At 62.4% G+C, this 25,947-nt stretch carries 21 protein-coding genes; 7 read left to right on the forward strand and 14 right to left on the reverse strand.

What is annotated here, in order from left to right:
• Positions 1-112: 112 nt before the first annotated feature.
• The 10 genes from BEN49_RS09745 to BEN49_RS31275 form a co-directional block, all read right to left on the reverse strand.
• Positions 113-1,375, reverse strand: a complete 1,263-nt coding sequence (locus tag BEN49_RS09745; protein WP_239691889.1) for a glycoside hydrolase family 2 TIM barrel-domain containing protein — start codon at positions 1,373-1,375, stop codon at positions 113-115.
• A gap of 140 nt (positions 1,376-1,515) precedes the next feature.
• Positions 1,516-2,490: a T9SS type A sorting domain-containing protein gene (locus BEN49_RS09750; RefSeq protein ID WP_070742831.1), complete on the reverse strand. Its 975-nt coding sequence runs from the start codon at positions 2,488-2,490 to the stop codon at positions 1,516-1,518.
• Positions 2,406-3,578 carry a glycoside hydrolase family 5 protein gene (locus BEN49_RS09755; protein ID WP_158022814.1) on the reverse strand — a complete coding sequence of 391 codons (1,173 nt, stop codon included), beginning with the start codon at positions 3,576-3,578 and terminating at the stop codon, positions 2,406-2,408. The genes BEN49_RS09750 and BEN49_RS09755 overlap by 85 nt, the downstream gene beginning before the upstream one ends.
• 295 nt (positions 3,579-3,873) lie before the next feature.
• Positions 3,874-4,773 (reverse strand): glycoside hydrolase family 16 protein, encoded by a 900-nt coding sequence (locus tag BEN49_RS09760; protein WP_070742833.1) that lies wholly within the window; start codon positions 4,771-4,773, stop codon positions 3,874-3,876.
• Between the two features lie 42 nt (positions 4,774-4,815).
• On the reverse strand, positions 4,816-5,622 hold the full coding sequence (locus tag BEN49_RS09765; RefSeq protein ID WP_070742834.1) for a PKD domain-containing protein: 807 nt from the start codon (positions 5,620-5,622) through the stop codon (positions 4,816-4,818).
• Positions 5,623-5,655: 33 nt separating this feature from the next.
• Complete coding sequence (locus tag BEN49_RS29455; RefSeq protein WP_239691891.1) at positions 5,656-6,213, reverse strand: RagB/SusD family nutrient uptake outer membrane protein; 558 nt, start codon at positions 6,211-6,213, stop codon at positions 5,656-5,658.
• The gene (locus BEN49_RS09775; protein ID WP_070742836.1) at positions 6,108-7,205 is read right to left on the reverse strand and encodes a RagB/SusD family nutrient uptake outer membrane protein; all 1,098 of its coding nucleotides are present in this window, start codon (positions 7,203-7,205) and stop codon (positions 6,108-6,110) included. Before BEN49_RS09775 ends, BEN49_RS29455 begins: the two co-directional genes overlap by 106 nt.
• Positions 7,206-7,232: 27 nt before the next feature.
• A complete protein-coding gene (locus BEN49_RS09780) occupies positions 7,233-10,388 on the reverse strand; it encodes a SusC/RagA family TonB-linked outer membrane protein (RefSeq protein ID WP_070742837.1) in 3,156 nt (1,051 codons plus the stop codon).
• Between the two features lie 603 nt (positions 10,389-10,991).
• On the reverse strand, positions 10,992-12,953 hold the full coding sequence (locus BEN49_RS09785; RefSeq protein WP_070742838.1) for a 7TM diverse intracellular signaling domain-containing protein: 1,962 nt from the start codon (positions 12,951-12,953) through the stop codon (positions 10,992-10,994).
• 178 nt (positions 12,954-13,131) lie between these two features.
• Complete coding sequence (locus BEN49_RS31275; protein WP_070742839.1) at positions 13,132-13,662, reverse strand: DUF4890 domain-containing protein; 531 nt, start codon at positions 13,660-13,662, stop codon at positions 13,132-13,134.
• A 178-nt stretch (positions 13,663-13,840) separates the two neighbouring features.
• Between BEN49_RS31275 and BEN49_RS09795 the strand changes: the two genes are divergently transcribed.
• From BEN49_RS09795 to BEN49_RS09825, 7 genes are all read left to right on the forward strand, one after another.
• Positions 13,841-14,914 (forward strand): SDR family NAD(P)-dependent oxidoreductase, encoded by a 1,074-nt coding sequence (locus BEN49_RS09795; protein WP_083325964.1) that lies wholly within the window; start codon positions 13,841-13,843, stop codon positions 14,912-14,914.
• A gap of 183 nt (positions 14,915-15,097) precedes the next feature.
• On the forward strand, positions 15,098-15,868 hold the full coding sequence (locus BEN49_RS09800) for a prolipoprotein diacylglyceryl transferase (RefSeq protein ID WP_070742840.1): 771 nt from the start codon (positions 15,098-15,100) through the stop codon (positions 15,866-15,868).
• 65 nt (positions 15,869-15,933) lie between these two features.
• Positions 15,934-17,061, forward strand: coding sequence for an acyltransferase family protein (locus tag BEN49_RS09805; protein WP_070742853.1), 1,128 nt, complete (start codon positions 15,934-15,936; stop codon positions 17,059-17,061).
• 74 nt (positions 17,062-17,135) lie between these two features.
• A complete protein-coding gene (locus BEN49_RS09810) occupies positions 17,136-18,542 on the forward strand; it encodes a radical SAM protein (RefSeq protein ID WP_070742841.1) in 1,407 nt (468 codons plus the stop codon).
• Positions 18,543-18,625: 83 nt separating this feature from the next.
• Entirely contained in the window at positions 18,626-18,895 is a 270-nt protein-coding gene (locus tag BEN49_RS09815) for a hypothetical protein (protein WP_125916687.1), read from the forward strand.
• A gap of 66 nt (positions 18,896-18,961) precedes the next feature.
• Complete coding sequence (locus BEN49_RS09820) at positions 18,962-19,291, forward strand: hypothetical protein (protein WP_070742843.1); 330 nt, start codon at positions 18,962-18,964, stop codon at positions 19,289-19,291.
• 128 nt (positions 19,292-19,419) lie between these two features.
• A complete protein-coding gene (locus tag BEN49_RS09825; RefSeq protein ID WP_070742844.1) occupies positions 19,420-21,627 on the forward strand; it encodes an alpha-N-acetylglucosaminidase in 2,208 nt (735 codons plus the stop codon).
• A gap of 204 nt (positions 21,628-21,831) precedes the next feature.
• Here BEN49_RS09825 and mutM read toward each other — a convergent pair whose 3' ends face one another.
• The 4 genes from mutM to BEN49_RS27795 all read right to left on the reverse strand — a co-directional run.
• Complete coding sequence (gene mutM, locus BEN49_RS09830) at positions 21,832-22,683, reverse strand: DNA-formamidopyrimidine glycosylase (protein WP_070742845.1); 852 nt, start codon at positions 22,681-22,683, stop codon at positions 21,832-21,834.
• A 91-nt stretch (positions 22,684-22,774) separates the two neighbouring features.
• Positions 22,775-23,206, reverse strand: a complete 432-nt coding sequence (locus tag BEN49_RS09835) for a hypothetical protein (RefSeq protein ID WP_070742846.1) — start codon at positions 23,204-23,206, stop codon at positions 22,775-22,777.
• 72 nt (positions 23,207-23,278) lie between these two features.
• Complete coding sequence (locus tag BEN49_RS09840) at positions 23,279-25,447, reverse strand: S9 family peptidase (RefSeq protein WP_070742847.1); 2,169 nt, start codon at positions 25,445-25,447, stop codon at positions 23,279-23,281.
• A gap of 76 nt (positions 25,448-25,523) precedes the next feature.
• Positions 25,524-25,947: hypothetical protein (locus BEN49_RS27795; RefSeq protein WP_204376080.1), on the reverse strand; the 424-nt coding region annotated here is incomplete at its 5' end.

Genomic DNA, 25,947 nt, shown 5'->3' on the forward strand with positions numbered 1-25,947 from the left:
ACGGTAGTTCGCCGTGGCCAGCGCGGGGCCCCTACAGTTGCTAAACGCCAATGGCTTGGCCCCGGGCCCGCGCGGCCGGGCCTTCAGCGTTGGCATCGCCTGGCCGCGGGCCCTACTGGCCCTTGATGTAAAAGGGAATATTGCCCGTGGCCACGTTGCCGTGGCCATCGGTGGTGTAGAGGAACAGGCGGTAGGCCCCCGCCTGCGCGGGGGCCAGTACCTGCGCCTGGCCGGGGCTGGGGGTGGTCAGCAGGCCCGGCAGGGGCGCGGGGCGGCTTTCGCGGTCGCCGCCGTTTTTGAGGTCGGTGGCTTCGGGCAGCAGCTCCCAGCGGTACGTCAGGGCGTCGTGCTCAGGGTCGGCCACGTCGGCCGCGGCCAGGTAGCGCTGGCCCGCGCGCAGGTACACAGTGTCGGCGGCGGCGTGGCCGTCCAAGCGCAGGCCGGCTATGTGCGGGGCCCGGTTGCTGGGCCAGCGCCCGCTCCACAGGTACTGCATCACGTCCACCACCTCCGATTCTTGTCCGTCTTCGGTGAAAAGGCCGTACCAGGTGGGCGTGCGCTCCTGCTTTTGGCCCCACAAGAACACGTACGCGCCCAGGCAATGCGCTTGGTCTTGCAGCACCGAGGCTTCGTAGCGGCGCTGGTACACGGCTGCTTTTTGGCTGCTGGTTTCCTCAATGGCCGCTTTCCAGGGCAGCTGCTGGGATTCCCAGTGGCCGGTGGGGCCCCATTCGGTTACCAGGTAGGGGCCCGTCCACCCGGCGGTGCGCACCTGCTGGGGCAGGGTGGCCAGGCCGGCGTATGTGTTGATGGACAGCACATCCACGGCCGGGCACCGGGCCTTAATGAACGCCACTTCGCGCGGGCCCGCCCCGGCCAGCACGGTCGACGTTGGGTGGTTGGGGTCCACTTCGTGGATCATCTTGGCGATGTCGTTCACCGCGTCCCACACCTGGGGGTTTTTGTACTCCAGGTTAAGCTCGTTGCCGATGCCCCAGAGCAGCACCGCGGGGTCGTCTTTGTACTTGAGCACTTCGGTCTTTATACGTTGGAGCTGCGCCGCCACGGCCTGCGGGTCGGCGTAGTCGAAGCCGTGCCGCTCGCGGGCCACGTCCAGGCCCAGCATCACGGTCAGGCCGTTTTTGTTGGCTTCGGCCAGCACCCGAGGGGCATCGTTCGTGCCCCAGGTGCGGATGGAGTTGCCCCCGTACGCCGCAATGCGCGCCGGGAACTGCCCACCCCCGGCCCCCCGCACGAAGTAGGGCTTGCCCGCGCGCAGCAGCTCGTAGCGCCCACCGGCTTGGCGGATTTCAACCTTTACGGCCCCGCCCTTGGCTGGGGGCCGCCGCCAGGGGCCCCCCGGCCAAGCTTGCAAAAGCCAGGCCCAGGCCAGCCCCAATGATACGTTTCTTCATGGCTTCAAAAATGGTTGTCAATGGGGAATGGTACTGGCCACAGCGGCCGTCGCAACGCCTGGGGCCCCAGCAGCGGGGCCCCGGCCGGCGGATGGGAAGGCTATTGCTTGGTGATTTTGAAGCTGGTATCGAAGGCAGCGCCGGAGAGGCGAATCACGTAGAGCCCGTTCTTTAGCTCCGAGAGGTCCACGATATTTCGGGGCCCCGTGTTGCCGTAGGTGCGGCTGAGTACCTGGCGGCCTGCGGCGTCCAGCACAGTGAGGCGGTGGGCCTGGGCCCCGGCGGGCAGCTGGTAGGTGAGGCGGCCGGCCACCGGGTTGGGGTAGAAGCCGGTGGTGGCTGTGCCGGCGGGCCGACCGGCCAGCACCGTGGCCGGTACCGGGCCAAAGCCGAAGGTTTCCGTGCTCGTGATGGTGGCGTTGGTGCAGGCCAGGGGCCCCGTGCCGTTCCCGATGGATACGTACTGGCCATTGGTGCCGCGCAGCGAAACGGTACCGTCGGCATTGCCCAGCCAGTCAAATACTTCGCCGCCCGAAATGGATGGCCGGCCGCAGGTCATGGGCCCCGTGCCGTTCTCCGACGACACGTACTTGCCCTGGCTTTGCAGGGTTACCTTGGTGCCGCTGGCGGCGGCCACCAGAAAAGCTTCCGAAGCGCCGTAATCCGACCGGTTGCAGGTCATGGGCTGGGCCCCGTTTTCGCCGGATACATACTTGCCGTTGGCGCCACGCAGCCACACGGTGCTGCCCACGGGGGCCGCCGCCCCGGTGGTGCCGTTGTAGTTGCCGCCGCCGGGGTAGTTCACGAAGCTGTTCTGGTTGGGCGCCAGGGCGCTCACCACGCCGGGGTTGGGCACACAGTTGGCAAACTTGATGTTTTCCAGCACCTGCGCCAGGCCGCTGGGGCCGTCCACAATAAAGGGCGGGGTGATGCGCAGCAGGGCCGCGTTGGGGCCCGTATCGAAGCGCTTGTACGTCCAGTTGCACCAGCCTATGCCCACCGAGTTGAGGCTGGCCGCTGCGTCGTGCATCCACCCATTGGTGTTTTCGCCGGTTTCGCCCACCCAGATGGGCACGCTGTACCGGGTGCGGAAGTTCTGGAGATTACCAATGAAGCGCAGGCTGTTGGGGCCCCACCGGTCGAGGCTACGTTGTTGTCCATCAAATAGCCCGTGCCGCTGTAGCGGTGCGAGTTGTACACCAGGTTGGGCGCGTTGGCAAAGGTGAAGGGCTCCAGGTAGTTGAAGTCGTTGCCGTAGCCGTTGCCCTCAATCAGCAGCAGGTGGTTGTCGCCCTGGGCCCGCACGGCGGCGATGAGGCGCTGGAACAGGTCGTGGATGGGCGGGTTGCTGGGCACGTTGTTGGGCTCGTTGAGCAGGTCGTACATAGCCACGCGGGCGTCGTTTTTGTAGCGCGCCGCCACGGCCTCCCACAGCCGCACGGTAATGTCGCGGTACACGGGCTGGTTCCACAAATCCAGGGGCTGGAGGGCATCGGCAATGTTCACGTCGGTGCCCTGCGAGCCGGGCGCGGCGTGCAAGTCGAGGATGACGTACATGCCGTTGGCCGCGCACCAGGATAAGGTGTTGTCAATCATCCGAAAAGCCTCCAGGCTGGCCGGGTCCGTAAACAGCTGGTTGCCGTTGTACCAGTCGGTGAGGGCCCCGACGTAGGCCGCGTAGGTGGTGGTGCCGCGCAGCACGCCGTTGCGCACCGCCCGCTGGGCCGGCGTCAGAAATAGGTCGTAGTGCAGCGGCAGGCGCACGCAGTTGAAGCCTTGGCCGGCCAGGTAGTCGATGTCGGGCTTGGTAATGAAATTGTCGCGGTAGCCTTGGTAGAAGGTTTCCACGGCGGCGTCCGTCATGCCGGCGTTGTAAAGGGTCTGCTTCACCGTGCCCTGGGTTTGCTTGCCGTTGATGCCCCCCCAGGTGGGCTTCACGATGTAGCCCTCCTGCAAGGCCCAGCCGCCCAGGTTCACGCCGTTCAGCAGCACTTCCTGGTTGTTGGCGTTCAGGATTTTGGGCCCCGTGGCGTGCAAAAAGCTCTGGGCCCTGCCCACCACCGGGCCCCCAATAAAGGCCAGGAGCAGCGCCAGCAGCCGCAGCGCATCACGGAAACCAGCCAGCGGCGCGGGCAAATGAAAACGGGTAGTAGCGTGGCGCATAGCGGCAGAAGGTTGAGGTTGGCAGAAGGATGGAGCGGGGTGGTTGCGTGGATGGAAGCAGCTTAGGAAGTCTGAAAATTTAAAATTGAACGTCATGCTGAGCTTGCCGAAGCAGCGCTACTGCTCAACCAATTAGGATTACTGCCGCGGTAGAGATGCTTCGGCAAGCTCAGCATGACGTTCTGACCATATAGTTGACCGGCAGCCGGCCCAGGGGCCCCGGCCAGCAAGCCAAGGCCCACCGCCGGCTGCCCCAACCGGAGCAGCCGGCGGTGGGCCAGCGCAGGGAAAAAGCTTACTTATACTGGTAGTAGCGCACGTAGTCCACCGTCATCTGCTGGGGGAACACCGTGGAGGCGTCGGGGTTGCCCAGAAAATCGCCGCCCACGGCCACGTTCATCACCAAGAAGAAGGGGTTGTTAAACGGGTAGATGGGCGCGTCGCTGGCCGTGAACGTGTAGTACAGCGTGCCATCAAGAAAAAACCGCATCTTGTCCTGGCTGCGCACCACGCTGAAGGTGTGGAAATCGTCGGCGAAGCTGGCGTTGTTGGGCAGCGTAACCGGCTCGATGCCCTTGTACTTGTGGGCCCCAGCGGCGTCGGGGTAGTGCATGGTTGAGAGGATCTTATCCGGGGCCTGGCCGCGCAGCTCCATGATGTCAATCTCGCCGCACTTGGGCCAGTTGTTCTGGTCAATGTCGGAGCCCAGCATCCAGATGGCAGGCCAGATGCCCTGGCCCTTGGGCAGCTTGGCCCGCACGTCAATGCGCCCAAACTTGAAGTCCTGCTTGCCCTTGGTCAGCATCCGGGCCGAGGTGTAGTCGCGGCCCCCTTGGGACTGCTTCTTGGCCTGAATAACGAGGTTGCCCCCGCTCAAGGCGGCGTTTTCGGTCGAGTTGGTGTAGTACTCCAGCTCGTTGTTGCCCCAGCCGTTGTTGCTGCCCAGGTCGTAGCCCCACTTGGTGGGGTCTATCGCGGCCCCGTCAAACTCATCGCTCCACATCAGCTCCGTGTACTGGGCGTAGTCCCGGGCCTCGGCGTTGACGGCCGCCGGCGTGGGCGTTACGGGCGTCGCGGGCGTGGGCGGTACCGGGGTAGGGGCCGGGGCCGACTTGTTTTCGGTGCAGGCCCCCAGGCCCAGGGCCAGCACAAAGCTGGCCCGGAGCAAATGGCGGCGCGAAGGGAAGTTTTTCATAAAATCAAAGCAGCGCAGTGAGTGAGTGGGCAGCAGCGCCAGCTATTTAGCCACCAGTTTGAACTGGAAAATGGTGCCCGCGGTGGGCTTGCCCGCCCGCAGCACCATGTGCGTGGCGTCGATGCTGATGATGCGGTAGGTCAGGTCGGGGGCGTCCGTCACCCCGATGAACGTGCCGGGTTTCTGGAACTCAAACATGGCGATGCCCGGCCCCACCGAGGAGCCAAACGTGAAGGTGGACGTGCCCGAGCGCGGCGCGGAGCAGCCCCCCGTATTACCAGCCACAAAGGTCTGGTCCTTGGCGTTGTACGTATAAAGGTTCGCGTTGGAAAAGGTAAATTCGTCGTCGGCCTGGCAGGCCGGCAGGCTGCCGGCCGGGCCCCCTGCGTAGTAGCCGTCGGGGCTGGCGTCGCTGGGGCCCACTACAATGGGCGCCGCCACGGTGTTGTCCAGCACCCAGGTTTTGGAGGAGCCGCCCGTGAGCAGCAGCTTCACCGCGTCGGTCACCGGGGGCAGCACCAGGTCGGTCTGGGCCGAGACGCCGGTGCCGCCCCGGCCCGAGGTGGTCAGCTGCACCTTAACGGTGCCCCCGGTGGCGTACACGTGCGTCACGGTCTGGCCCGTGCCCCGCGTGCCGTCCCCAAAGTCCCACTCGTAGAAAGCGGCATCGGTGGCGGTGCTGGTGAACGTAACCGACGTGGTGAGGCCCACCGCCATGGGTGCGGACGCGGTGAAGGTGGCCGTCGGCACGGGGCCGTCCAGCTGCCCTTTGTCGTTTTTATCGCAGGAGGCCAAGAGTAGCGGGCCGGCCAATAGGGCCCAGGCCGCCTTGTTCCAGGTATATTTCATATTAGTTCAGGCTGAATAGTCGTGGAGGAAGGGCTAGTAGCCAGGGTTTTGCACCAAGCCGGGGTTGGTGTCGATTTCCGACTGCGGTATGGGCAGCACCAGGTTGTTCTGGGTCGGAATGCCGTGCACGTTGGAGGTAACGCCCCGGAGCGTGGCTGCCTGCTGCGTCATGCGCGGAATAAAGGCGTGGTCCGTCAGGGTGGGGTACAGGGTGCCGGCGCGCTTCATGTCGAACCAGCGGTCGAACTCAAACGCCAGCTCGTACTTGCGCTCCCGCAGCACGAGGTTGGTGAAGTTGGCGCTGGCCGCCGTCAGGTCGTGGGCCGCCGAGGGCGCGTTGTAGTCGAGGCCGAACGAGCGGCGGCGCACCTTGTTGATGGCCTCCAGGCCCTCCGGGGTGGGCCCCACGGCCTCGGCTACAATCAGGTACATTTCGGCCAGGCGCAGCACGGGCACGTTCAGGCCCGAGTCCCAGATGTTGGTGCCTACTTTGCCCACGAACCACTTCTTGCAGTTGTAGCCAAACGGCGAGCCGGTGGCCTTGGCGGCGGCTTTGCTGCCGTCGGGGTAGGTGTCGCCGGGCGACCAGATGGTGGCCGTCTTGCGGGTATCGCCCGTCTCGTAACCGGCCACGAAGTCGGGGTCCGGAATGTTGAAGCCGTAGCCGCTGCCGGGCGTCTGGTTGGCGCCCCGGGGCCCAAAAACTCGTTCATGGCCGAGCCCACTTGGTTGCGGTCGTACTGGTTGCGGCCGCTCACGTACTGGATTTCAAAGAGTGACTCCTTGGCGTTGTTGTTGTTATTCTCAATCTTGAAGTTGTCGGCGTAGCTGGCCCACATGGTCTTGCCCGAGTTGTTGATGACCTCGCGGGCCCGCTGGGCGGCCTCCGTTTTCTTGCCTTCGGTGATGTACACCTTGGCCAGCAGGCCCGTGGCGGCCCACTTGGTGGCCCGGCCCAGGTCTTCGCCGCTGTACGAAGGCGGCAGGTTGCCGATGGCATCGGTCAGGTCCTGCTCAATCTGCTTGTACACGTCGGCCGCCGGCGAGCGGGGGATGTTCACGGCCGCTGGGCTGGTGGGCGGGGCCGTAAACAGGGGCACGTCGCCGTAGGCCCGCACCAAATCGAAGTACATCTTGGCCCGCAGGAACTGCGCCTCGCCGATGCAGCGATTCTTGATGGCCGGGTCGATGTTGGCGATGTCCGGCACTTTCTGGATGACGATGTTCGCCCGCTGGAGCGCGATGAACGAACCGCCCCAGAGCCGGGTGGCGATGAAGTTAGTGGTCGGGATGCTGAAGGCTTCGAGCTGCTTGAACTCGATGCCGTCGTTACCGTCGTCGCCGCCCGTGCTGGAGATGTCCGCCCAGATGTCGAAGGCCCACTGGGCCGCGTTGTACTGCCCTTCTTTGGTCAGCTCGCTATAGGCGGCCGTCACGGCCTGGATGGCATCCTGCTGGCTTTGGTAGAAGTTGACGTCGGTGATCTGGTCGGCCGGGGCCTCGTCCAGAAACTTGGCCGTGCAGCCGCCCAGCAGCCCGAGCGTGAGCAGAAAGGCCCCGCACGTAAATTTTGAAATAGTCATGACGCGATAAGTGGAAAGTAGAGAGAATTAAAACCCGATGTTCAGGCCGGCTAGGAACACGCGCGTTTGCGGGTAGATGCCCAGGTCGACGCCGCTGGCGCTCACCTCCGGGTCGAAGCCGGCGTATTTGGTGAGCGTCACCAGGTTCTGGGCCGTGACGTACACGCGCAGCTGCGAGGCCGAGATGCGGCTCAGGATGGTGCTGGGCAGCGTGTAGCCGAGCGTCAGGTTTTTGAGGCGCACGTAGGAGCCGTCCTCGATGTAGTGGGTCGATACCCGCAGGTTGTTGTTGGGGTCGCCCACAATGGCGCGGGGCACGTCGTTGCTGGTGCCGGTGCCGGTCCAGCGGTTCAGTACGTTGGTGGTGCCGTTGGTGGTGCCGTACAGGGCCCCCTCCGTGATGTAGCGGTTGAGGTTGTAGACGTCGTTGCCTTGCACGCCCTGGATGAAGAAGCTCAGGTCGAAGCCCTTGTAGCCCAGGGTGTTGGTCAGGCCAAAGGTGTAGTTTGGGTTGGGGTTGCCAATGAAGGTGCGGTCAGCATCGGTAATCACGCCGTCGCCGTTCAGGTCCTTAAACTTGATGTCGCCGGGGGCGGTGCCCGCGTTCTGGTAGTTATTCGCCTTGGCCGTGCCCGCTAGGGCCCCGGCGTTCAGGGCGGTCAGCTCTTCCTGGCTCTGGATCAGGCCATCGGCTACGTAGCCGTAGAAGGCGCCGAAGGCCTGGCCCGCGTCGTAGCGCACAATGGTACCGCTCAACGAGCCCAGGCCGTTGTAGGGAATGCCGGCGCCCAACGAGACGAGGCGGGTTTTGTAGGCCGATACGTTGAAGGTGGTCGTCCAGGTGAGGCCCCCGCCGGAGCCCACGAAGTTGTGCGACGTGAGCGAGAAGTCGATGCCCCGGTTGTAGGCGCTGGCGGCGTTGGCGTTAACCGACTCGTAAGTGCCCGACACAAGGGAGGGCGGCACGGGCGCAATCAGGTTGGGCGAATTGCGGTTGTAGAGGTCGATGGTGGCCTCCAGGCGGTTGCCGAGGAAGCCCATTTCCAGGCCGATGTTGGCCTGGTCGTTGTATTCCCAGCGCAGGTTCGGGTTGGCCAGGCGCGTGGGGGCCCCACCCGTGTTGATGGTACCGTCCGGCCCGAAGGGGTACACAGCGCCGAAGTTGATGGAGTACAGGTAAGCGAAGCGACCGGCGTTCAGCTCGTTGCCCACGCGGCCGTAGCCGGCGCGCAGCTTCAAGTTGCTGATGGTGTTGCTGCCCTTCAGGAATTCTTCTTCCGAAATGCGCCAGCCCGCCGATACGCTGGGGAAGAAGCCAAACTTGTGGCCGGGCTCGAAGCGCGAGGAGCCGTCGTAGCGGGCCGTGGCCTGGAATATGTACTTGCCGGCGTAGTCGTAGTTGAGGCGGCCGAAGTAGCTGGCCAGGTGGCGAGCGGGGTCAATGGTGCCGGCGTTGGCCAGCAGCGTGTTGATGGGCCCCACGTTGATGGTTTGCAGGTCGTTGCGCAGGTAGCCCGTGCGGTAGGCTTCCACGTTGCTGTAGTTGAACTCCTGCGCCGACTGGCCCACCAGCAGCGTTACGTGGTGCTTGTCGGCAATGGTGCGGTCGTAGGTGGCCGTGTTCTCAATCAGGTAGCTGGGCGAGTAGCCGGCCGTAGCGCCCGCGCCGGCTGTGATGTAGCGCTGGGTGTAGCCGGCCAGCTCGGGGCCCTTGGGCGAAAACTGGTTGAAGTTCTCAAACACCAGGTCGGCCCCCACGTTGGTGCGGAAGCGCAGGCCCTTGAGGGGCTCCAGCTCGGCGTAGAACGTGGTAGTGGCCCGGTTCCGGGTGAACTTCTGGTTAGCTCGCTGGGAAGTCGCCAGCGGGTTTTCCTCCGTAAAGTTGTCCATGGCGCTGTTGGGCTGGTACCAGTAGCCATCGGGCCGGTAGGGCTGCACAGTGGGCGGAATGCGCAGCAACTGCTGCACCCCGCCGTACTCGCCGTCGTTGCTCGTAATCTGGCGGTCTTCCAAGTGGCTGAGCGCGATACTGTTGCCGATCTTAAAAATCCGGCTCAGCTGCACGTCGCCGTTGGCACGGAGCGTAAAGCGCTCAAATTTAGAGCCTACGATCACACCATCCTGTTGAAAGTACGTGCCCGACAGCGCGTAGCGGGCTTTCTCGCTGCCGCCGGTGGCTGAAAGCGAGTAGTTCTGGATTTTGGCACGGCGGAACATCAAGTCCTGCCAGTCGGTGCCCTCGCCCAGCGCCGCCGGGTCGCGCAGCTTGTCCAATGCAATGGGCTGGCCGGCCGCAATGCGGGCCTCGTTGTTGATGACGGCATACTGCTCGGCGTTGAGCAGGTCCAGCCGCCGGGCCACGGACTGAATGCCGCGGTAGCCGTCGAAGTTGACGTTGGTTTTGCCCGCCTTGCCCCGCTTGGTGGTGATGAGCACGACGCCGTTGGCCGCCCGCACCCCGTAGATGGCCGTAGCGGAGGCATCTTTCAGCACGTCAATCGTTTCGATGTCGTTCGGGCTAATGGCGCTGAGCTGGCTGTTGCCGTTATCGGGCAGCGGGAAGCCGTCGACCACGTACAGCGGGTTGTTGTTGCCGGCCGACGTTATGCCGCGGATCCGCACCGACGTACCGGCCGCGCCGCCGGGGGCCCCCCCGTTGGAGGTGATGGTGACGCCCGAAACCTTGCCCTGAATGGCCTGGGTAGCATCGGCCACCGGTTGGCGCACCAGCTCGGCCCCATTGACGGACGAGATGGCGCCCGTTATGCTGCCGCGCTCTTGGGTGCCGTAGCCCACCACCACCACTTCGTTCAGCGCGGCCACGTCGGCCACCAGCGTAACGTTGAGCGGGTTGCGGGCGCTGGAGACGGCCACTTCCTGCCGAACAAAACCCACGTAGCTGAACACCAGGGTACCGCCTTCAGGGGCGTCGAGCGTGAATTCGCCGTTGGCATTGGTGCTGACGCCCTGGGCAGTGCCCTTGACGAGCACCGTTACCCCGGGCAAGCCGTCGCCGTTGGCTTGGGTTACTCGGCCCGTAACGGTAAAGGGCGGCCGCTTGAGTGCCGCGTGTTGCGCGTGGCCCGGGGCCCCCAGCGCAACCGGGGTGGCCAGGGCCGGGAGCCCACAAACGGCCAGCAGGGCCGCTTTGCGGAGGGTAGGAAAGTAAGGGTGTGGATGCATAGAAGTGGTAAAGAGGGAATGGATGGGAGCGGAGAAGGCAGATGCTACACAATCGTTTGGTTATGTGGAGCTAAGCGCGAGTAGAGTGTAGGTTATTTGCTATGAAAATAAACAATCGATTGCGTTTAGTATTTTTCAGTGAGGGCTTATCGGCGACAACATCCGGCGCGCTAGCAATTGAAGGCTGGCAGCGGCCTGCTTCACCGTGGCAAGCGGCGCTACCCGGCCCATTGTCGGCTACACTAATCGAAACCGATAGCACCCTCTTGCTAGCAAACCCAGTAACAGCTCCTGAGCAATAATTGCGCAGCTAACAGCACTTAGCGCTTCCCAAAGGTATTCGAGGTTGTTTTAAATGCGCAACCCAAAAAGTGCCTTGCGGGGCAGTACGGGGCTATTTATTGCTTGGTGCACACGCGCCTTGTACGCTTACTGCACACGTAAGCCACCGCGTTATGCCGTTTAAAAGCCGTGCGCCGCGCATAAGCGATTGGTGAAAAAAAGCTAAAAAACAATTACCAAAGGCCGGTTTTTTTTAATAAACCTGCGGCGCGTCTGGTGGCCATTTGCTGAACCGCCCCGCTAGTGTTGGCCTGGGGCCCGTCACGCTTCGTCTTCCACCAGGTCTTCGCTAGCGCTTAGCAGTACCTGGGTCCAATCCTCGTGCTCGTCGTAGTCGGGCGCGGCGCGCCGGCGGCGCATGGCGTCCACCACTTTCTGGTTGAAACTCCAGCAGGTAGCCTGCCGCAAATCCAGGAGCTGGCTCATCTCGGCCACGGAATAGTGGCCCTGGTGGGTGTGCAATAGGAACACCGCGTACAGGGCCTTCACGGCTGAAAACTTGCACTTTTGCAACAGCGTGTAGGCGGTGGCTGACTCCACGTAGCGGCAGCGCGTGCACCGCCGCGCGTGCTGCTCGCGGCCGTCGCAATACCGGCCGTGGCCGCACTTGCGGCACTGGTAGCCATCGGCCCACTTCAGGCCCGCCAGGTACACCAGGCAGGCGTCCTTGTCGGGGTAAATTTGGCTGAACTCGCCGAAGTTCATTTCCTGAGCGATGACGCGCGCGGCTTGCGCATGGTGCAGGTCGGCCTGCAGGTCGGTGTTGAGCTTGGCAATGGCCGCCGATTGAAGCGAGAGCAGGCCGTTGGCTTCGAGCAGCTCCCGGTTCTGCGCCGCAATGGTTTCGCCCTTGTGCTTGATTTCCTGGGTGCGCTGGGCCACCAGAACCTCCAGCTCGGAGTTGAGCCGGTCCTTCAGCACTTCGTTTTGGTGGAGCTGCTCAACGAGCAAGCTTTGGGCCACCTGCTCGCGGCGCAGCTGCTCCACCAGCCGCTCCTGGGCCCCAATGGTATCGTCCTTGATGGCCTTAATTTTTTCCCCCAAGGCGTATGACAGCACCACCACCTCGGCCACGAAGGCCATGTTGAGGCTGTACACCGTGAACGTATTGGTGAGGGCGTCGATGCCCAGCTTGCGCAAAATCAGGAACAGCAGGCTGGCGGACACCAGGGCCTGGGCCAGCAGAAACAAGCGCGCCGGCCGAAACCCGAGCTGGTAGGCGCGCACGGCCTCGTAATAAATAAGCCCGTAGGGCAGCAAATACAGCCAGAAGCCCAGGCCCGACCGCACCCATACCGCATCGGCCAGCAGCAGGATGGCGCTGCCCAGCACCACGGCCCGCACCGCGGGGTCGAAGCGCGGCAAGCGCAGGGGCGCGTCGAGGAAGTAGCGGGCGTAGTAGCTGAAGGTGAGCAGCAACAGGATGGGGGCCCCGGCAATGATGGCCTGGTTGAGCCAGGGCAGCTCGGGCCAGAGGTACTGGAAGCCCAGGCCATCCTCGGAGAGAAACAGCAGGCCGCAGCTGAGCACGTACAGCACGTAGCGCAGGTGGTTCTGGTCCTGGGTCAGCAGGTAGATGAACAGGTTGTACACCACCATGATGAGCAACACCCCGTAGAAAAGCCCCAGCAGGCCGTACTCGGTTTGGAAATGGCCGGCCAGCAGCTCCTCGGTGCGCAGCTGGCTGAGGAAGCTGGTTTTGGAGTTGGATTGCAGCCGCAGGTAAAACACCTCCGTGCGGCCCGGCACCAGCGGCAGCCGGAACAGGTAGTTCTTGTAGTGAAAGTGGCGGCTATAAAAGGGCGCGTCGGCCCCCGTGTGCCGCTGGCTGCCGGGGCCGTAAAAAGTAACGTCGTTGATGTGGGAGTCGAACAACTCCAAGTACCAGTGGCGGCTGGTCGAATCCTGGTTGCTCACCGGTAGCCGCACCCAGTACGCGGCCCCCACGTGCTGCATGCTGCTGGCCGTGCGGGCCCCCAGCACGAAGCGGCGGGCATTGGCGGGGCGCTGCACGTCGGCCAGGGTGAGGGTGCCGGTGGGGTCTTCCAGTATGCTAAAGAAGCTGGGCGTCACCATGATATCGTTAACGGCTGCGCGGGTGCACAGCGTGTCGCTGGCCGGGGCCCCGTAGCCGGCGCGGGCCAGCCCGAGCAGCAGCCAGCAAGCCCAGGCCACGCAGAGCCGGGGCCCCAAGGGCCGGCGCGGGAGGAGGGAGGTAGTCAAAACCCTGAATGTTAGGATAAGCAAACGATTGCAAGATACCCCTGGGGCCCCAAACGCAGGGTTTGGGTGAGGGATTGCCCGGGCCGGTTGACGGCGCAAAATGGCTAGGCCAAAAAAAGCGCCGGGCCCTGAGGGCCCGGCGCTTTCCACGCAATGAATAGCGCCAGAGGTTGAGGCGCTACTCGTTGCCGCCCAGGCCGGGGGCGGCGTTGCCCTGCACGCCCTGCACGTTGGGCACACCCATTTTCTCCTCGCGCTTGCGCTGGTACTTGTCGAACTGCGCGGGCGTGAGCACGTCTTTCAATGCGGCGAGGCGCGACTCGCCCACGTTTTCGACCAGCCCCTTGAGCTTGCCCGGGTCGTTGCGGTTGCGGGCGCGGGCATTTTCCACCGCCGCCACGCTGCGCTGGTTGATGACGCGCACCTTTTCAGTTTGCTGGGGCGAGAGGCCCAGGTTCTGCTGCATGTTGGTGGTGAGGGCGTTGGCCCGGGCCTCGGCGTTGGCCGGGGCCGTGCCGGGCGCTGGGGCCCCGGCAGGTGCGCCGCGGCGGGGGCGTCCGGAACCGGGGTTTTGGTTTTGGTGGTAGGCTGGCCGTCGGCCTTGGCTTTGGTTTTGACCACGGCCTGGGCCTGGGCGGCCGGCAGGGCCAGGGCCCCCAGCGAGGCCAGCAATAAGAAGCGCTTCATAACAATAGGATAAGAAGGACAAATGGGGCCCCGGCGAAAACCCGGGACCTGGCCCGAAAGTGTAAATATCGGGCCAAAAACCGGCCGCTGGTCCGGGCCGGGGCTCTCGGGGACCCCCACCGCCTGCTGCCCGCGCCCCCGGGGCGCACTAAAATGGGGCCCGACGTAACCTTTGGGCCCCGCTTTCCATACTAACCTGCATGAAACACACGCCCGCCCTGCCCGCCCCCGATTCGTTCCCGTCTTCTTCGAGCAACTGGCTGCTGGCCGCCGGCCTGGGGGCCGCCGCCGTGGCCGCCACGCTGTGGGCCAACCGCCGCGGCAGCTACGAGCTCACGGGCCGCGTGGTGCTCATCACCGGCGGCTCGCGCGGGCTGGGCCTGGTGCTGGCCCGCCAGGCGGTGGTGGAAGGGGCCCGGGTGGCCATCTGCGCCCGCGACGAGGCCGAGCTGGAGCGTGCCCGCCAAGACCTGGTTTCCTACGGCGCGGCCGCGGCCGACGTACTCACGCTGGCCCGCGACCTCACCGATGCCAACGAGGTGCGCACCATGGTGGCCGAGGTGGAGAACCGCCTGGGGCCCGTGGACGTGCTGGTGAACAACGCCGGCATCATCACCGCCGGCCCGCTCGACAACATGGAGCTGCGCGACTTTGAGGACTCGATGGACACGCACTTTTGGGCCCCCCTGCACGCCATGCAGGCCGTGCTGCCCAGCATGCGCCGGCGCGGCGCGGGCCGCATCGTCAACGTGTCGAGCCTGGGCGGCAAGGTGGCCATTCCGCACATGGTGCCGTACAGCGCCAGCAAGTTTGCCCTCGTGGGCCTGTCGGAAGGCTTCCGGGCCGAGCTGCGGCAGGAAGGCATCCGCGTGACCACGGTGTGCCCCGGGCTGTTGCGCACCGGTAGCCAGGGCCAGGCCGTGGTGAAGGGCCAGCACAAAAAGGAGTTCGCCTGGTTCAGCATCGCCGATGCGCTGCCCGGCTTCTCGATGGACGCCGAGCAGGCCGCGCGCCAAATCTGGAACGCTACCCGGCGCGGCGACGGCGAAATTATCCTCTCGCTGCCGGCCAAGTTCCTGGCGGGCTTCCACGGCATCCTGCCCGGCATCACCACCGACGTGCTGAGCTGGATGAACCGCGCCCTGCCCGCCACCGGCGAGAGCGAGGCCGCCAACGAACGCCGCCGCGGCTACGAAAGCGAGTCGGCCCTCACCCGCTCGCCCCTCACCGCCCTCACCCGCAAAGCCGCCCGCGCCAACAACGAGTTGGGCTAGAGCCCCAGCGCCGGGGTGGCTGGCTCTTCACAGGCTGCCCGCTAATCGTTGCGCCGGTAGAGGGTGTTCTGGGCCCCCAACTAACGCTGCTTGGGTAGCCGGGCGGCTGGCAAAAAGCTGCTCCTCGCATAGGTTCCTTAGGCTAACTACCGGCCCGCCACGATTTCGTGCCATCTTCGCCCCATGCAATTCCCCGTTGAATTGGCCTGGGGCCCCGTGCGGTTGCCCGTGCACTTGCTCTGCGAAACGCTGGCCTACGCCCTGGGCTACCGCCTCTACACCCATCTGCGCGCCCGCACCGCCGACCGCATCAGCGACGACAGCCGGCAGTGGATTTTTGTGGGGGCCGCCGCCGGGGCCCTGCTCGGCTCGCGCCTGCTGGGCCTGCTCGAACACCCCGATTTGCTGCTGCACCCGCCCGGCGGCTGGCTCTATTACTTCACCAATAAAACCATCGTGGGCGGCTTCCTGGGCGGCCTGGTGGGGGTAGAGCTGGTGAAAAAGCGCCTGGGCATCACCGCCTCCTCGGGCGACCTGATGGTCTTTCCGCTGCTGCTGGGCCTGGGCATCGGGCGCGTCGGCTGCTTCTTCAGCGGCCTGGAAGACGGCACGTTTGGCACCGCTACTGCCCTGCCCTGGGGCATCAATTTCGGCGACGGCGTGGCCCGCCACCCCACCAACCTCTATGAAATTCTGCTGCTGGGGTCCCTGGCGCTGGGGCTGGGGGCCCTGGAGCGCCGCCGCCCGCTGCCCAACGGCCGGCGCTTCGAGCTGTTCCTGGCCGGGTATTTATTGTTTCGCCTGCTGGTAGAGTGCATCAAACCCACAACGGCTTTGCCGGGGCTGGGCCTGACGGCCATCCAGTGGGCTTGCGTGGCGGGGCTGGGGTATTATGTTTGGGGCTGGTGGCGCAGTGGCACCCGGCAGCCCAGTGCGCCATTGGAAGCACAGTAGGCCGTTCGATTACTTATCGAAGCTGCTTGCTGAGAATAAAAAGATTGTCCAATAACACTGTTAAAATGGCAAATACTGCTGAAAGATTTACCTCGCTGGATGTATTTCGGGGCATGACGGTGTGTTTCATGATTATCGTGAATACCCCGGGCTCGGGAGCCGAGGCCTGGGGGCCCCTCAACCATGCCGACTGGATTGGTTTTACCCCGACAGATTTGGTTTTTCCTTCCTTCCTTTTCGCGGTAGGTAATGCGTTGAGTTTTTCCAAAGCGAAATACGAGTCGAATACCGCGTTCTTAGCCAAGGTATTTAAAAGAACGGTAATTATATTCTTGCTGGGCTACCTCATGTACTGGTTTCCCTTCTTTCACCGCGTTGATAATGAATGGGTGTTCAATTCCGTAGCAAATACCCGCATTATGGGCGTGCTACAGCGCATTGCGCTGTGCTATTTTTTTGGGTCGCTCATCGTGCATTATTGCACCCAAAAAACAGCTATTATTATTTCCGCCCTGCTCTTAATCAGCTATTGGGTATTCTTGGTGTACTTCGGCGAAGCTAGCAAGGAATACACCATGCTTGGCAACGCGGGCACTCGGCTAGATAAGTTAATTATTGGCGACGCTCACCTATACCACAAGGGCGGCGGACCAATTGCCTTCGATCCGGAAGGCTTACTAAGTACGATGACCAGTATCGTGAATGTGATTGGCGGCTTTCTGGCCGGATCCTATCTTCAAAAAAAAGGCAAGAATTACGAATCCGTGGCAATGCTCCTCGTGTGTGGCGCATTGCTAATCTGTACGGCACTTTTCTGGGGTCAGTTTCTTCCTGTATCAAAGAAAATGTGGACAAGCTCATTTTCCTTGCTCACCATTGGAATCGACTTAGCCACGTTAGGTTGTCTGATTCTAGCCATTGAAATCAAGAATATACGCTGGGGTACATCGTTCTTTCTTATTTTCGGCAGGAATCCGCTAGCCATTTATCTGCTATCGGAGCTGTTGCTGGCACCGCTCCAATTGCTGTGGGTCTGCCCAGAATTGAGCGTTTTTGATTGGATAAATCAGGTCTTTTATCAGCGAATTTTTCCCGGCTCCCTAGGCGCCTTTGTGTTTGCCATGAGCTACATGCTGCTGTGCTGGGTGGTGGCGTACATACTTGATAAGAGAAGGATTTACATTAAAATATAACCCGTTGAAATAAGCATTCGTCCGAGGAAATATTTGCGAAAAATAATTTTTGATCAAATAGTAAAGATTGTTCCATGCCTGAACGTCCCTACACCTACTACGATTTCACCATCAGCCTCTGCCCGCAGTGCTTGCGGCGCATCGAGGCCAAAATCGTTTTTGAAGACGGGAACGTGTACATGCTCAAGCGGTGCCCGGAGCACGGGCGGCAGAAGGTGCGCATTGCCACCGATGTGGAGTATTACAAGAGCATTCGCAACTACGTGAAGCCCAGCGAAACGCCGCTGCGCTTCGGTACGCCCACGCACTACGGCTGCCCCTACGACTGCGGCCTTTGCACCGACCACGAGCAGCACAGCTGCCTGACAGTGATTGAGATAACCGACCGCTGTAACCTCACCTGCCCCACGTGCTACGCCGAATCGTCGCCCACCCACGGCCGGCACCGCACCCTGGCGGAAGTGGAGGCCATGGTGGACCTGGTGGTGGCCAACGAGGGCGAGCCCGACGTGGTGCAAATCTCAGGCGGCGAGCCCACGCTGCACCCGCAGTTCTGGGAGATCCTGGACATGTGCAAGCGCAAGCCCATCAAGCACTTGATGGTGAACACCAACGGCGTGCGCCTGGCCAAGGACGAAGCCTTTGTGGCGCGGCTGGCTACTTATTCGGGAGCCTTCGAGGTGTATTTGCAGTTCGACTCGTTCCGCGAGCACGTGCTGTTGGCCATGCGCGGGCGCGACCTGCGCGAGGTGCGCCAGCAGGCCCTGGCCAATTTAAATAAATACAACCTGAGCACCACGTTGGTCGTGACGCTGCAAAAGGGCCTGAACGACGACGAGATGGGCGACATCATCGACTTCGCCCTGAAGCAGCGCTGCGTGCGCGGTGTCACGTTTCAGCCCACCCAGGGCGCCGGCCGGCTTGATAACTTCAACCCCGAAACCGACTCGTTTTCGCTCACCGAAGTGCGCCAGGGCATCATCGCCCAAAGCCCGGTTTTCACGGCCGCCGACCTGCTGCCCGTGCCCTGCAACCCCGACGCGCTGGCGATGGCCTACGCCCTGAAAATCGACGGCGAAGTCATCCCCCTCACCCGCTACGTCGACCCCGCCGACCTGCTCAGCAACGGGGGCAATACCATCGTGTACGAGCGCGACCCGCGCCTGCGCCAGCACATGCTCAAGCTGTTCAGCACCGCCAACACCGTGGACGCGGTAGTGCCCGAAATCAACCAGCTGCTGTGCTGCCTGCCCCAGGTCCAGGCCCCTAATTTGGGCTACGATAATTTGTTTCGGGTAATTATTCTGCAATTCATGGACGCTTGGAATTTTGACGTGCGGGCCGTGAAGAAATCCTGCGTACACATTGTGAGCAAGGACCTAAAAATTATTCCTTTCGAGACGATGAACATCTTCTACCGCGACCCGGAGAAGCTGGCGCGATTGGAAGAATTGCGGGCCGAGCGCACCGGCTTGGTATGACGTCGGGTATGGGGATTATTGCCGGAATTTAATTATTAATCAATCCAGGGTAATCTAAGCTAATGACCGAGCCCCAACCTCCCGTGCCCAACGGCAAATCGCCCAAAACATGGCTGATCGGCGTCAATTTAGGCTTGATGCTGCTTGTGGCAGTACTGTCGCAGGGCGAGCCGGTGGTGCTTGCTGGGACCGTGGTGGCACTCGCCGTAATCAACGGCATTGCGGCGTTTTTGATGGCGGTATCTGGTAAATTAAATTGGGTAACGGCGTTTTTGCTGTCTGCACTGCTGGTATTCATAATCGGCCTGGGCATTTGCGGCTTGATGCTGTCCAATCTGGGCGGTATGCACTAATAACTGCGCCTATTGCCGGTTCTGAAATAAATACTTCAATGGTCAAAACCAAGCCTAATTACCCTTATGCCAAGCCCCGGCACCGATCTCAAATTACCGGAATCGAAGCGCGGGCTATGGGTGCCGCTGCTGGTAAACGCCGTGCTGGTGCCGCTGCTGGGGGCCCTGGTGTACCCCGTGGCCAGCCCGGATACTGTAGCCGGGGCTCCGCACCCGCGCGACGTGGGTTACGGGATGTTTCTTTTGATGCTTGGGCTGGCTGGCGTCGATGTGGTGGCGCTGTTTATTGCTGCACTTTTGCGCCGGCCACGTTGGGTGAACGGTTTTGCTCTGGCAAGCCTGCTCGTGTTTTTGATTAGGCTGGGGTCGTGCGGCTACATGTTCACTAGCTTCTGATTAGGGCCCGGTGCGGGCTGGCACTTGGGGTAAGTGTTATCGCCGCGCTGGTTCACATGGGTTAATATGAGCTGATTTACTTACCTGAAAATAAACTAGTTTTTTTCAATAATTACGTTTTGTAACGCATGAGAATAAATACTCTTTTTCGCCTTTTTTGCGTCGCACTAAGCTTCCTGGGGCCCCGGGCTTATGGGCAGCTGAATAAGGGCGCGGCGGACTCGCTGATTGCGCGCACGGTGCCGACCAAAGCGGGTAATTTCCTGGTTGAAGATCTGCCCGCGGACCAAGGGAAAGATGTTTTTGAGATTGAGAACAGCGGCGATAAAATCATTCTGCGCGGTAACAACGCCGGCGTAATTGGCTCGGCGCTTTATTATTACCTGCGGGAATATGCGCACTGCCAAATTACCTGGAACGGCGTGAATCTGCGCTTGCCGGCCGTGCTGCCCCGCGTTCCGGCGAAGGTGCACAAGGCCACGCCGTACACGTACCGCTATTATTTAAATTATTGCACCTACAGCTACAGCATGAGCTGGTGGGACTGGGCGCGCTGGGAAAAGGAAATTGACTGGATGGCGCTGCACGGCATCAACATGCCGCTGGCCATTACCGGGCAAGAGTACGTGTGGCAGCAGGTGTACCAGGACATGGGTTTTACCGCCGATGATTTACAGGGCTTTTTCAGCGGCCCCGCCTATTTCGGCTGGTTCTACATGGGCAACCTCGACGGTTGGGGTGGGCCCCTGCCCATGAGCTGGATGACCAGCCACCGGGCGTTGCAGCAGAAAATACTGGCCCGGGAGCGTGCCCTGGGCATGAAGCCGGTGCTGCCGGCCTTCACAGGGCACGTGCCCGCCGCGTTCAAAAAGCGCTACCCCGCGGCCAAGCTTAAGCAAACCAACTGGACGAACGGCTTCGCGGATACGTACATTCTCGACTCGGAGGACCCCCTATTTGCCGAAGTGGGGAAGCGGTTTTTGGAGGCACAAACCAAGCTCTACGGCACCGACCACCTGTACTCGGCCGACACGTTTAATGAGAACGAGCCACCGTCGGACAACCCAGAATTTCTGGGCAAGCTGAGCGCCCGCATTTACGAAGGCATGCGGCGGGCCGACCCGCAGGCGGTGTGGGTGATGCAGGGCTGGCTGTTCTACAGCGACCGGAAGTTCTGGAAAGCGCCGCAAATTGAAGCATTGCTGAAAGCGGTGCCGGATGATAAGATGATTCTGCTCGATTTAGCGGCGGAAATTGAGCCCATCTGGAAGCGGACGAATGCGTTTTACGGCAAGCCCTGGATTTGGAACATGCTGCACAATTTCGGCGGCAACATCAGCCTATTTGGCCGGATGGACGGCGTGGCCCAGGGCCCCCCGGCTGCCCTGCACGACGCCGGCGCGGGGAAACTGGTGGGCATTGGCCTGACCATGGAAGGCATCGAGCAGAACCCGGTGCTGTATGAATTGATGACGGAGCATACCTGGCAAACCACTGCCCCCGAATTAGATAATTGGCTTAGCAGCTACGTGCGCAACCGCTACGGCCACGTGGATGCCAACGGCCTGGCCGCGTGGCAAATACTACGGACTACGGCCTACAACGGGCAGAAAATCCGGGATGGGGCGGAGTCCATCATGGTGGGCCGGCCCACGCTGGATTCCGTAGCCCGGTGGACGAGGACGACGCTCAACTACGCACCCCAAAGCCTGCTGCCGGCCTGGGATTATTTAATTAAAGCCGCGCCGGCCTGCGCCAAAAGCGACGGGTTTCAGTACGATTTGGTGGACGTGTCGCGGCAGGTGCTGGCCAATTATGCGTTGCCGCTGCAACGGCAGCTGGTGCAGGCGTACCAGCAAAAAAACGCGGCGAATTTCAAGAAATACAGCGCGCAATTCCTGGCGCTGATGGACGACGAGGACCGGTTGCTGGCCACCCGCAAAGATTTCCTGCTGGGGCCCTGGGTGGCCGATGCCCGCAAGTGGGGTGCTACATCCAGCGAAAAGGCGCTGTACGAGCGAAACGCCAAGGATTTAATTACACTGTGGGGCGACGCGGAAAGCCCCCTGAACGAATATTCAAACCGGCAATGGAGTGGGGTATTAACCGATTTCTACAAAGCCCGGTGGCAGCAATTTTTCGTGGTGCTCAATAATTCGCTGGCTACGGGTAAACCGGCGGATATCAAATTATTCGAGCAGCAAATCAAGGCTTGGGAATGGCAATGGGTAAATGCCCGCAAAGACTTCCCCACCGCCACTTCGGGCCAAAGCATTACGGAGGCAAAGCGGGTTTACAAGAAATACCGCACCCAGATAGCCGCCGCTTACCGCTAGGGCGCTGGTTGAATCGGCTTGAGAAAGCGGCAATGGTTTAAAATGGGGTGGTCCGGCGACTTTTTCAGTCGTCGGGCCACTGTCACTAAAGAACAGCGGTTTCGGGTAATCGTAAGAGTGGTCCGACGACTGAAAAAGTCGCCGGACCACTCCGTTTTAAACCATTGTTAAGAAATATTCTGGGTAATTATTCCTGAATCAGATTCAAGAAGCCTTGCTTTCCTCTACTGCTGCAACTGGCGCGGGCTGGCACTTGGGGCAGGTGTAGGTGGCGCGGCCGCCCACGTAGGTTTTCTCGATTTTTACCTTGGGGTGGCGCGGGCAAAAGGTGTGCGCGTCGGAGCCTGGGGTGGCTGATTCGTCCCACTCGCGGGCGTGGATGAGGAACGACTTGGGGAAATTCCGGTAGTTGGCCTCGTGCTGAATGGCGGTGGTGAGCACCAGCTGGATGGCGGCGTGCAGGGCCCCCACTTCCTTTTCGCTCAGCGAGTTGCCGATGCGCTCGGGGTGGATTTTAGCCTGGAACAGCACCTCGTCCACAATCCAGTTGCCGAGGCCGGCGGTGAGGCCTTGGTCGAGCAGCAGCGGCTTGACGAACACCCGGCGGCGGCTGAGCTTCTGGTGCAGCTCGGCGGCGGTGATTTGCAGCGCGTCGGGGCCCAGTTTCTTGGCTTTTTGGTAGGCTTCGGCGCTGTCGGTTAGGCGGATGCGGCCGAATTTACGCGGGTCGATGAAAGCCAGGTTCAGGCCCGAGTCGCTCAGGTGCCAGGCCACGCGGGTGAAGCGCGGGGCATCGGGCGCGTCGCGGTAAGCGCCAATGTCGCCGGTCATGCCGAAGTGCAGCACCAGCACGCGGCCGTTATCCAGCTCCACAAAGCAGTTTTTGCCCAGGCGGCTGGTGCCGGTGATGGTGCGGCCCAGCAGGCCGGCGCGCAGCTCGGCTTCGGGCACGGCCAGCACGTGGGCGTCGTTCACATCGAGGCCGGTAATGGTCTGGCCCACGGCCACTTCGTCAATAAAACGGCGGTAGGTCTCGACTTCGGGTAATTCGGGCATTGGGAAGGAATAAAAGAGCAGCGGCGGGTGGTTAAGAGAAAGGCGAACGGCTTTGTTCACGCTTCTGGCTCAACTACCCGCCGCTGCTGCTTTAATCCACCGTTTTGCTGCCTACTTGCCCGGTTTTCCGGTCAACTTCAGCAAATCCATTTTTACTAACGGACACGAAGATTACGTTTGACGCGAACACCAGTTTCTCAATTTTTGGCTGCGCAAAATCGGCTTTAAATGCCTTGCCCACGTTGGTGCGCCAGAGCAGCTGTTCGCCCTCATACGCGGATAAAGTGGCCTTGTCCTTGCTCACCCAATAAATTACGCCGTTCGCTCCGCGCACTCCCCGCACGCTGGCGGAGATGACGTGAATTCCTTTGAATTCATCGGTTGCTACCCCCAACGGACTACTTTCCTGGTCGGGCTCAACCTGGGTTTTCTCGTAAACCAGCGCCTTCGATTGCTGGGCAAAGGTTGCGGTAGGCAAGAGGACCAAGCCAGTGGCTACGACGACTTTCCAAATGAAATCCATCAGCAATAAATTAATGGGTTGAGAATTAATTAAGCCTGCCAAACGGGCCCTGGGGTTACCGCCTTGGGGGCCCTAGCGGCCGCCGGGGGGGCAATTGTCCTTGAGAAACTTGGTGTAGGTGCTGGCCAGGTGGCGGCTGGTGCCCTCGCCCTCCGAGATGCCATGGGTACGGTTGGGGTAGCTCATCAGCTGGAAGGTTTTGTTGTTTTTTACCAGCTCGTTGATCATCTGCTCGGCGTTGTTGTAGTGCACGTTATCGTCGCCGGTGCCGTGGATGAGCAGCAGGTTGCCGCGCAAATTTTTGGCGTGGGCCAGGGGCGAATTGTCCACGAAGAAGTGCCGGTCCTCGGGCAGCAGGCCCATGTAGCGCTCCTGGTAGATGTTGTCGTAATTCAGTTGGTTGTCAACGGCGGCGATGGAGATGCCGGTTTTGTAGATTTTGGGGTACTGCATCAGCAGGCTGAGCGTGGACGAGCCGCCGCCGCTCCAGCCCCACACCGCCACGCGGCTCGTGTCGACGAAGCTGTTCTTCAGCACTTCCTGGGCCCCCAGGGCCTGGTCGCGGATGTTGAGGCTGCCGATGTTGTGGTAGATGGCCTTGCGGAACTCGCGGCCGCGCGGCGCCGGGGCCCCCCGGTTTTCGAGCGAGGCGTAGATGTAGCCGTCGTCGGCCATGTTGCCCTGGTAGAGGCGGTTGGCGCCCGTGCCGAAGCGGTCCGTCACGGTCTGGCTGGCGGGCTCGCCGTACACGTAGAACACGATGGGGTACTTCTTGGCGGGGTCGAAGTTGGTGGGCTTCACCATCCAGCCGTCCAGCGTCACGCCGTCGGCGGTTTTCACCTGGAAAAACTCGGTTTTGGGGGCCCTACTGTTCTTAGCCTGCTCGGGCACGTCGCCGCCGCTCAGGCGCTGGTGGGCGGGCAGGCTCACCACATCGGCGGTGGGGAAGGCGCTGGTGCTGGAGTAGTTGTGCAGGGCCAGCTTGCCGTTGGGCGAGATGTCGTAGTTGTGCGAGCCGGCTTCGTTGGCGGGCGTCACGCGGGTGGCGGCGCCGCCCTTCAGCGGCACGCGGTAGAGGTAGGTTTGGGTGGCGTTGGTGGGCGAGGCCATGAAGTACACGGTGCCGGCGCGCTCGTCGATGGCTTCGAGGCTAATCACGTCGTAGTTGCCCTTGGTGAGCAGCTGCTCGTGGCCGGCGCGGTCCACGGCGTAGAGGTGGCGCCAGCCGTCCTTCTCACTGGCCCACACGAACTTCTTGCCGCCCTCAATCCAGTTCCAGCCCACGGCGCCGTCTTTGGCGTCCACCCAGGCCTTATCGGTTTCGCTGTAAATGACCTTGGCGGCCCCGGTGGCGGCGTTGCAGAGCATGATTTTGCTCTCGTTCTGGCGGCGGTTCAGCTGCTGCACAATCAGCTCGGCGGGGCCGGCCCACTCCATGCGCGGCAGGTAGTGCTGCACGGCATCGCCGGGCACCTCCATCCACTTGGTGGGGCCCCCGGCTACGGGCACCACGCCCACGCGGCAGCGGCTGGGGTCTTCGCCCACCACAGGGTACTCCACGGGCACGGTGTAGGGGTAGAGCGCCGACGTGGTATTCAGCATCAGGTAGTTGCGCGTCTTGGTGGCGTCGAGCTGCCAGTAGGCCAGGCTTTCGCCGTTGGGGGCCCAGCGGAAGCCGTCGCGGCAGTCCAGCTCCTCCTCGTACACCCAATCGAAGGTGCCGTTGATGAGACGGTCGGTGCCGTCGGTGGTGAGGGCCTTGATGGCGTGGTCGGCTAGGTTCTCCACGTACAGGTTGTGCTCGCTCACGTAGGCCACCTTGGTGCCGTCGGGCGAGAACTTGGCGAACATCAGCGATGACTCGGGCCGGCCCTTGCCGAGCTGCACGAGCTGCTTGGCTTTCAGGTCGTACACCCAGTAGTCGCCGCGGGTGTCGTAGCGCCACACCTTCTGGGTGTTGGTGTTCAGCAGCACCCGTTGGCCATCGTCGGAAAGCGAAAAGCGGCGCACTTTCAGCGGAGCATCCTTGCCGGCGGGCGTGAGCTGCTGCTTGCTGAGGATGGTGGTGCCCGCGCCCGGCTTGCGGGCGTCGAGCTGCACAATTTCATCGTCTTGGGCCCGCAGGTAGCCGTAGCCGTCCTTGGTCCACTGGGTGCCGGGGCCCACCTGGGCCTGCGTGGCGGCAGCGGCCAGCAGCAGGGCCCCGGCCATGCCCGCGCGGCGGGCAATGTGTTGTATCATGCGTTGGGGGGGAGGAAGAAAAAGAATTGGAGGCCTGAAATTAGGGCCCCCGCGCGACACCGCCCGCCCCGGGGCCCTACCGGTGCAGCGTGGCCACGCGCTGGCCCTGCGGGTCGTACACGTCGCCGCCGGCCGAAATAAACAGGCGGCGCTGCCGGCCGTCCACCAGTACGTAGGGGAAATCGGTGCTGTTGGTGCGCGTGAGGTGGCCCACCACCACGGGGGTATCGTCGTCGGCCACGCGCACCACGTTCAGGCCGCTGGTGAGGTAGTAGGGCTGGTCGGGGTGGTTGCGGAAGGTGAGCTGGCCCACCAGGCGCACCGGCGTAGCCGATGAGGAAGCTGCGGTATCGTCTTCGTCATCAGCGTCGTTGTCCTGGCTGACCTGGGCCGGAGCAGCCACTGCGCGGCGGGCGGCCGGCGCCAGGGCCACGGGTGCGCCCGACGGCCCGGGGCCCTGGCGGCTGGCGGCAATCTGGGGTTTCGGCGCGCCGCCAGCC

This window comes from Hymenobacter coccineus (assembly GCF_001816125.1).
In the GTDB taxonomy this organism is placed as follows: Bacteria; Bacteroidota; Bacteroidia; order Cytophagales; family Hymenobacteraceae; genus Hymenobacter; species Hymenobacter coccineus.

What these genes read in the sequence shown, in the direction of transcription:
- BEN49_RS09755 (WP_158022814.1), bottom strand. Translation starts at nt 3,578, where the DNA reads ATGCGCCACGCTACTACCCGTTTTCATTTGCCCGCGCCGCTGGCTGGT.
- BEN49_RS09760 (WP_070742833.1), bottom strand. Translation starts at nt 4,773, where the DNA reads ATGAAAAACTTCCCTTCGCGCCGCCATTTGCTCCGGGCCAGCTTTGTG.
- BEN49_RS09765 (WP_070742834.1), bottom strand. Translation starts at nt 5,622, where the DNA reads ATGAAATATACCTGGAACAAGGCGGCCTGGGCCCTATTGGCCGGCCCG.
- BEN49_RS09775 (WP_070742836.1), bottom strand. Translation starts at nt 7,205, where the DNA reads ATGACTATTTCAAAATTTACGTGCGGGGCCTTTCTGCTCACGCTCGGG.
- BEN49_RS09780 (WP_070742837.1), bottom strand. Translation starts at nt 10,388, where the DNA reads ATGCATCCACACCCTTACTTTCCTACCCTCCGCAAAGCGGCCCTGCTG.
- BEN49_RS09795 (WP_083325964.1), top strand. Translation starts at nt 13,841, where the DNA reads ATGAAACACACGCCCGCCCTGCCCGCCCCCGATTCGTTCCCGTCTTCT.
- BEN49_RS09800 (WP_070742840.1), top strand. Translation starts at nt 15,098, where the DNA reads ATGCAATTCCCCGTTGAATTGGCCTGGGGCCCCGTGCGGTTGCCCGTG.
- BEN49_RS09805 (WP_070742853.1), top strand. Translation starts at nt 15,934, where the DNA reads ATGGCAAATACTGCTGAAAGATTTACCTCGCTGGATGTATTTCGGGGC.
- BEN49_RS09810 (WP_070742841.1), top strand. Translation starts at nt 17,136, where the DNA reads ATGCCTGAACGTCCCTACACCTACTACGATTTCACCATCAGCCTCTGC.
- BEN49_RS09820 (WP_070742843.1), top strand. Translation starts at nt 18,962, where the DNA reads ATGCCAAGCCCCGGCACCGATCTCAAATTACCGGAATCGAAGCGCGGG.
- BEN49_RS09825 (WP_070742844.1), top strand. Translation starts at nt 19,420, where the DNA reads ATGAGAATAAATACTCTTTTTCGCCTTTTTTGCGTCGCACTAAGCTTC.
- mutM (WP_070742845.1), bottom strand. Translation starts at nt 22,683, where the DNA reads ATGCCCGAATTACCCGAAGTCGAGACCTACCGCCGTTTTATTGACGAA.
- BEN49_RS09835 (WP_070742846.1), bottom strand. Translation starts at nt 23,206, where the DNA reads ATGGATTTCATTTGGAAAGTCGTCGTAGCCACTGGCTTGGTCCTCTTG.
- BEN49_RS09840 (WP_070742847.1), bottom strand. Translation starts at nt 25,447, where the DNA reads ATGATACAACACATTGCCCGCCGCGCGGGCATGGCCGGGGCCCTGCTG.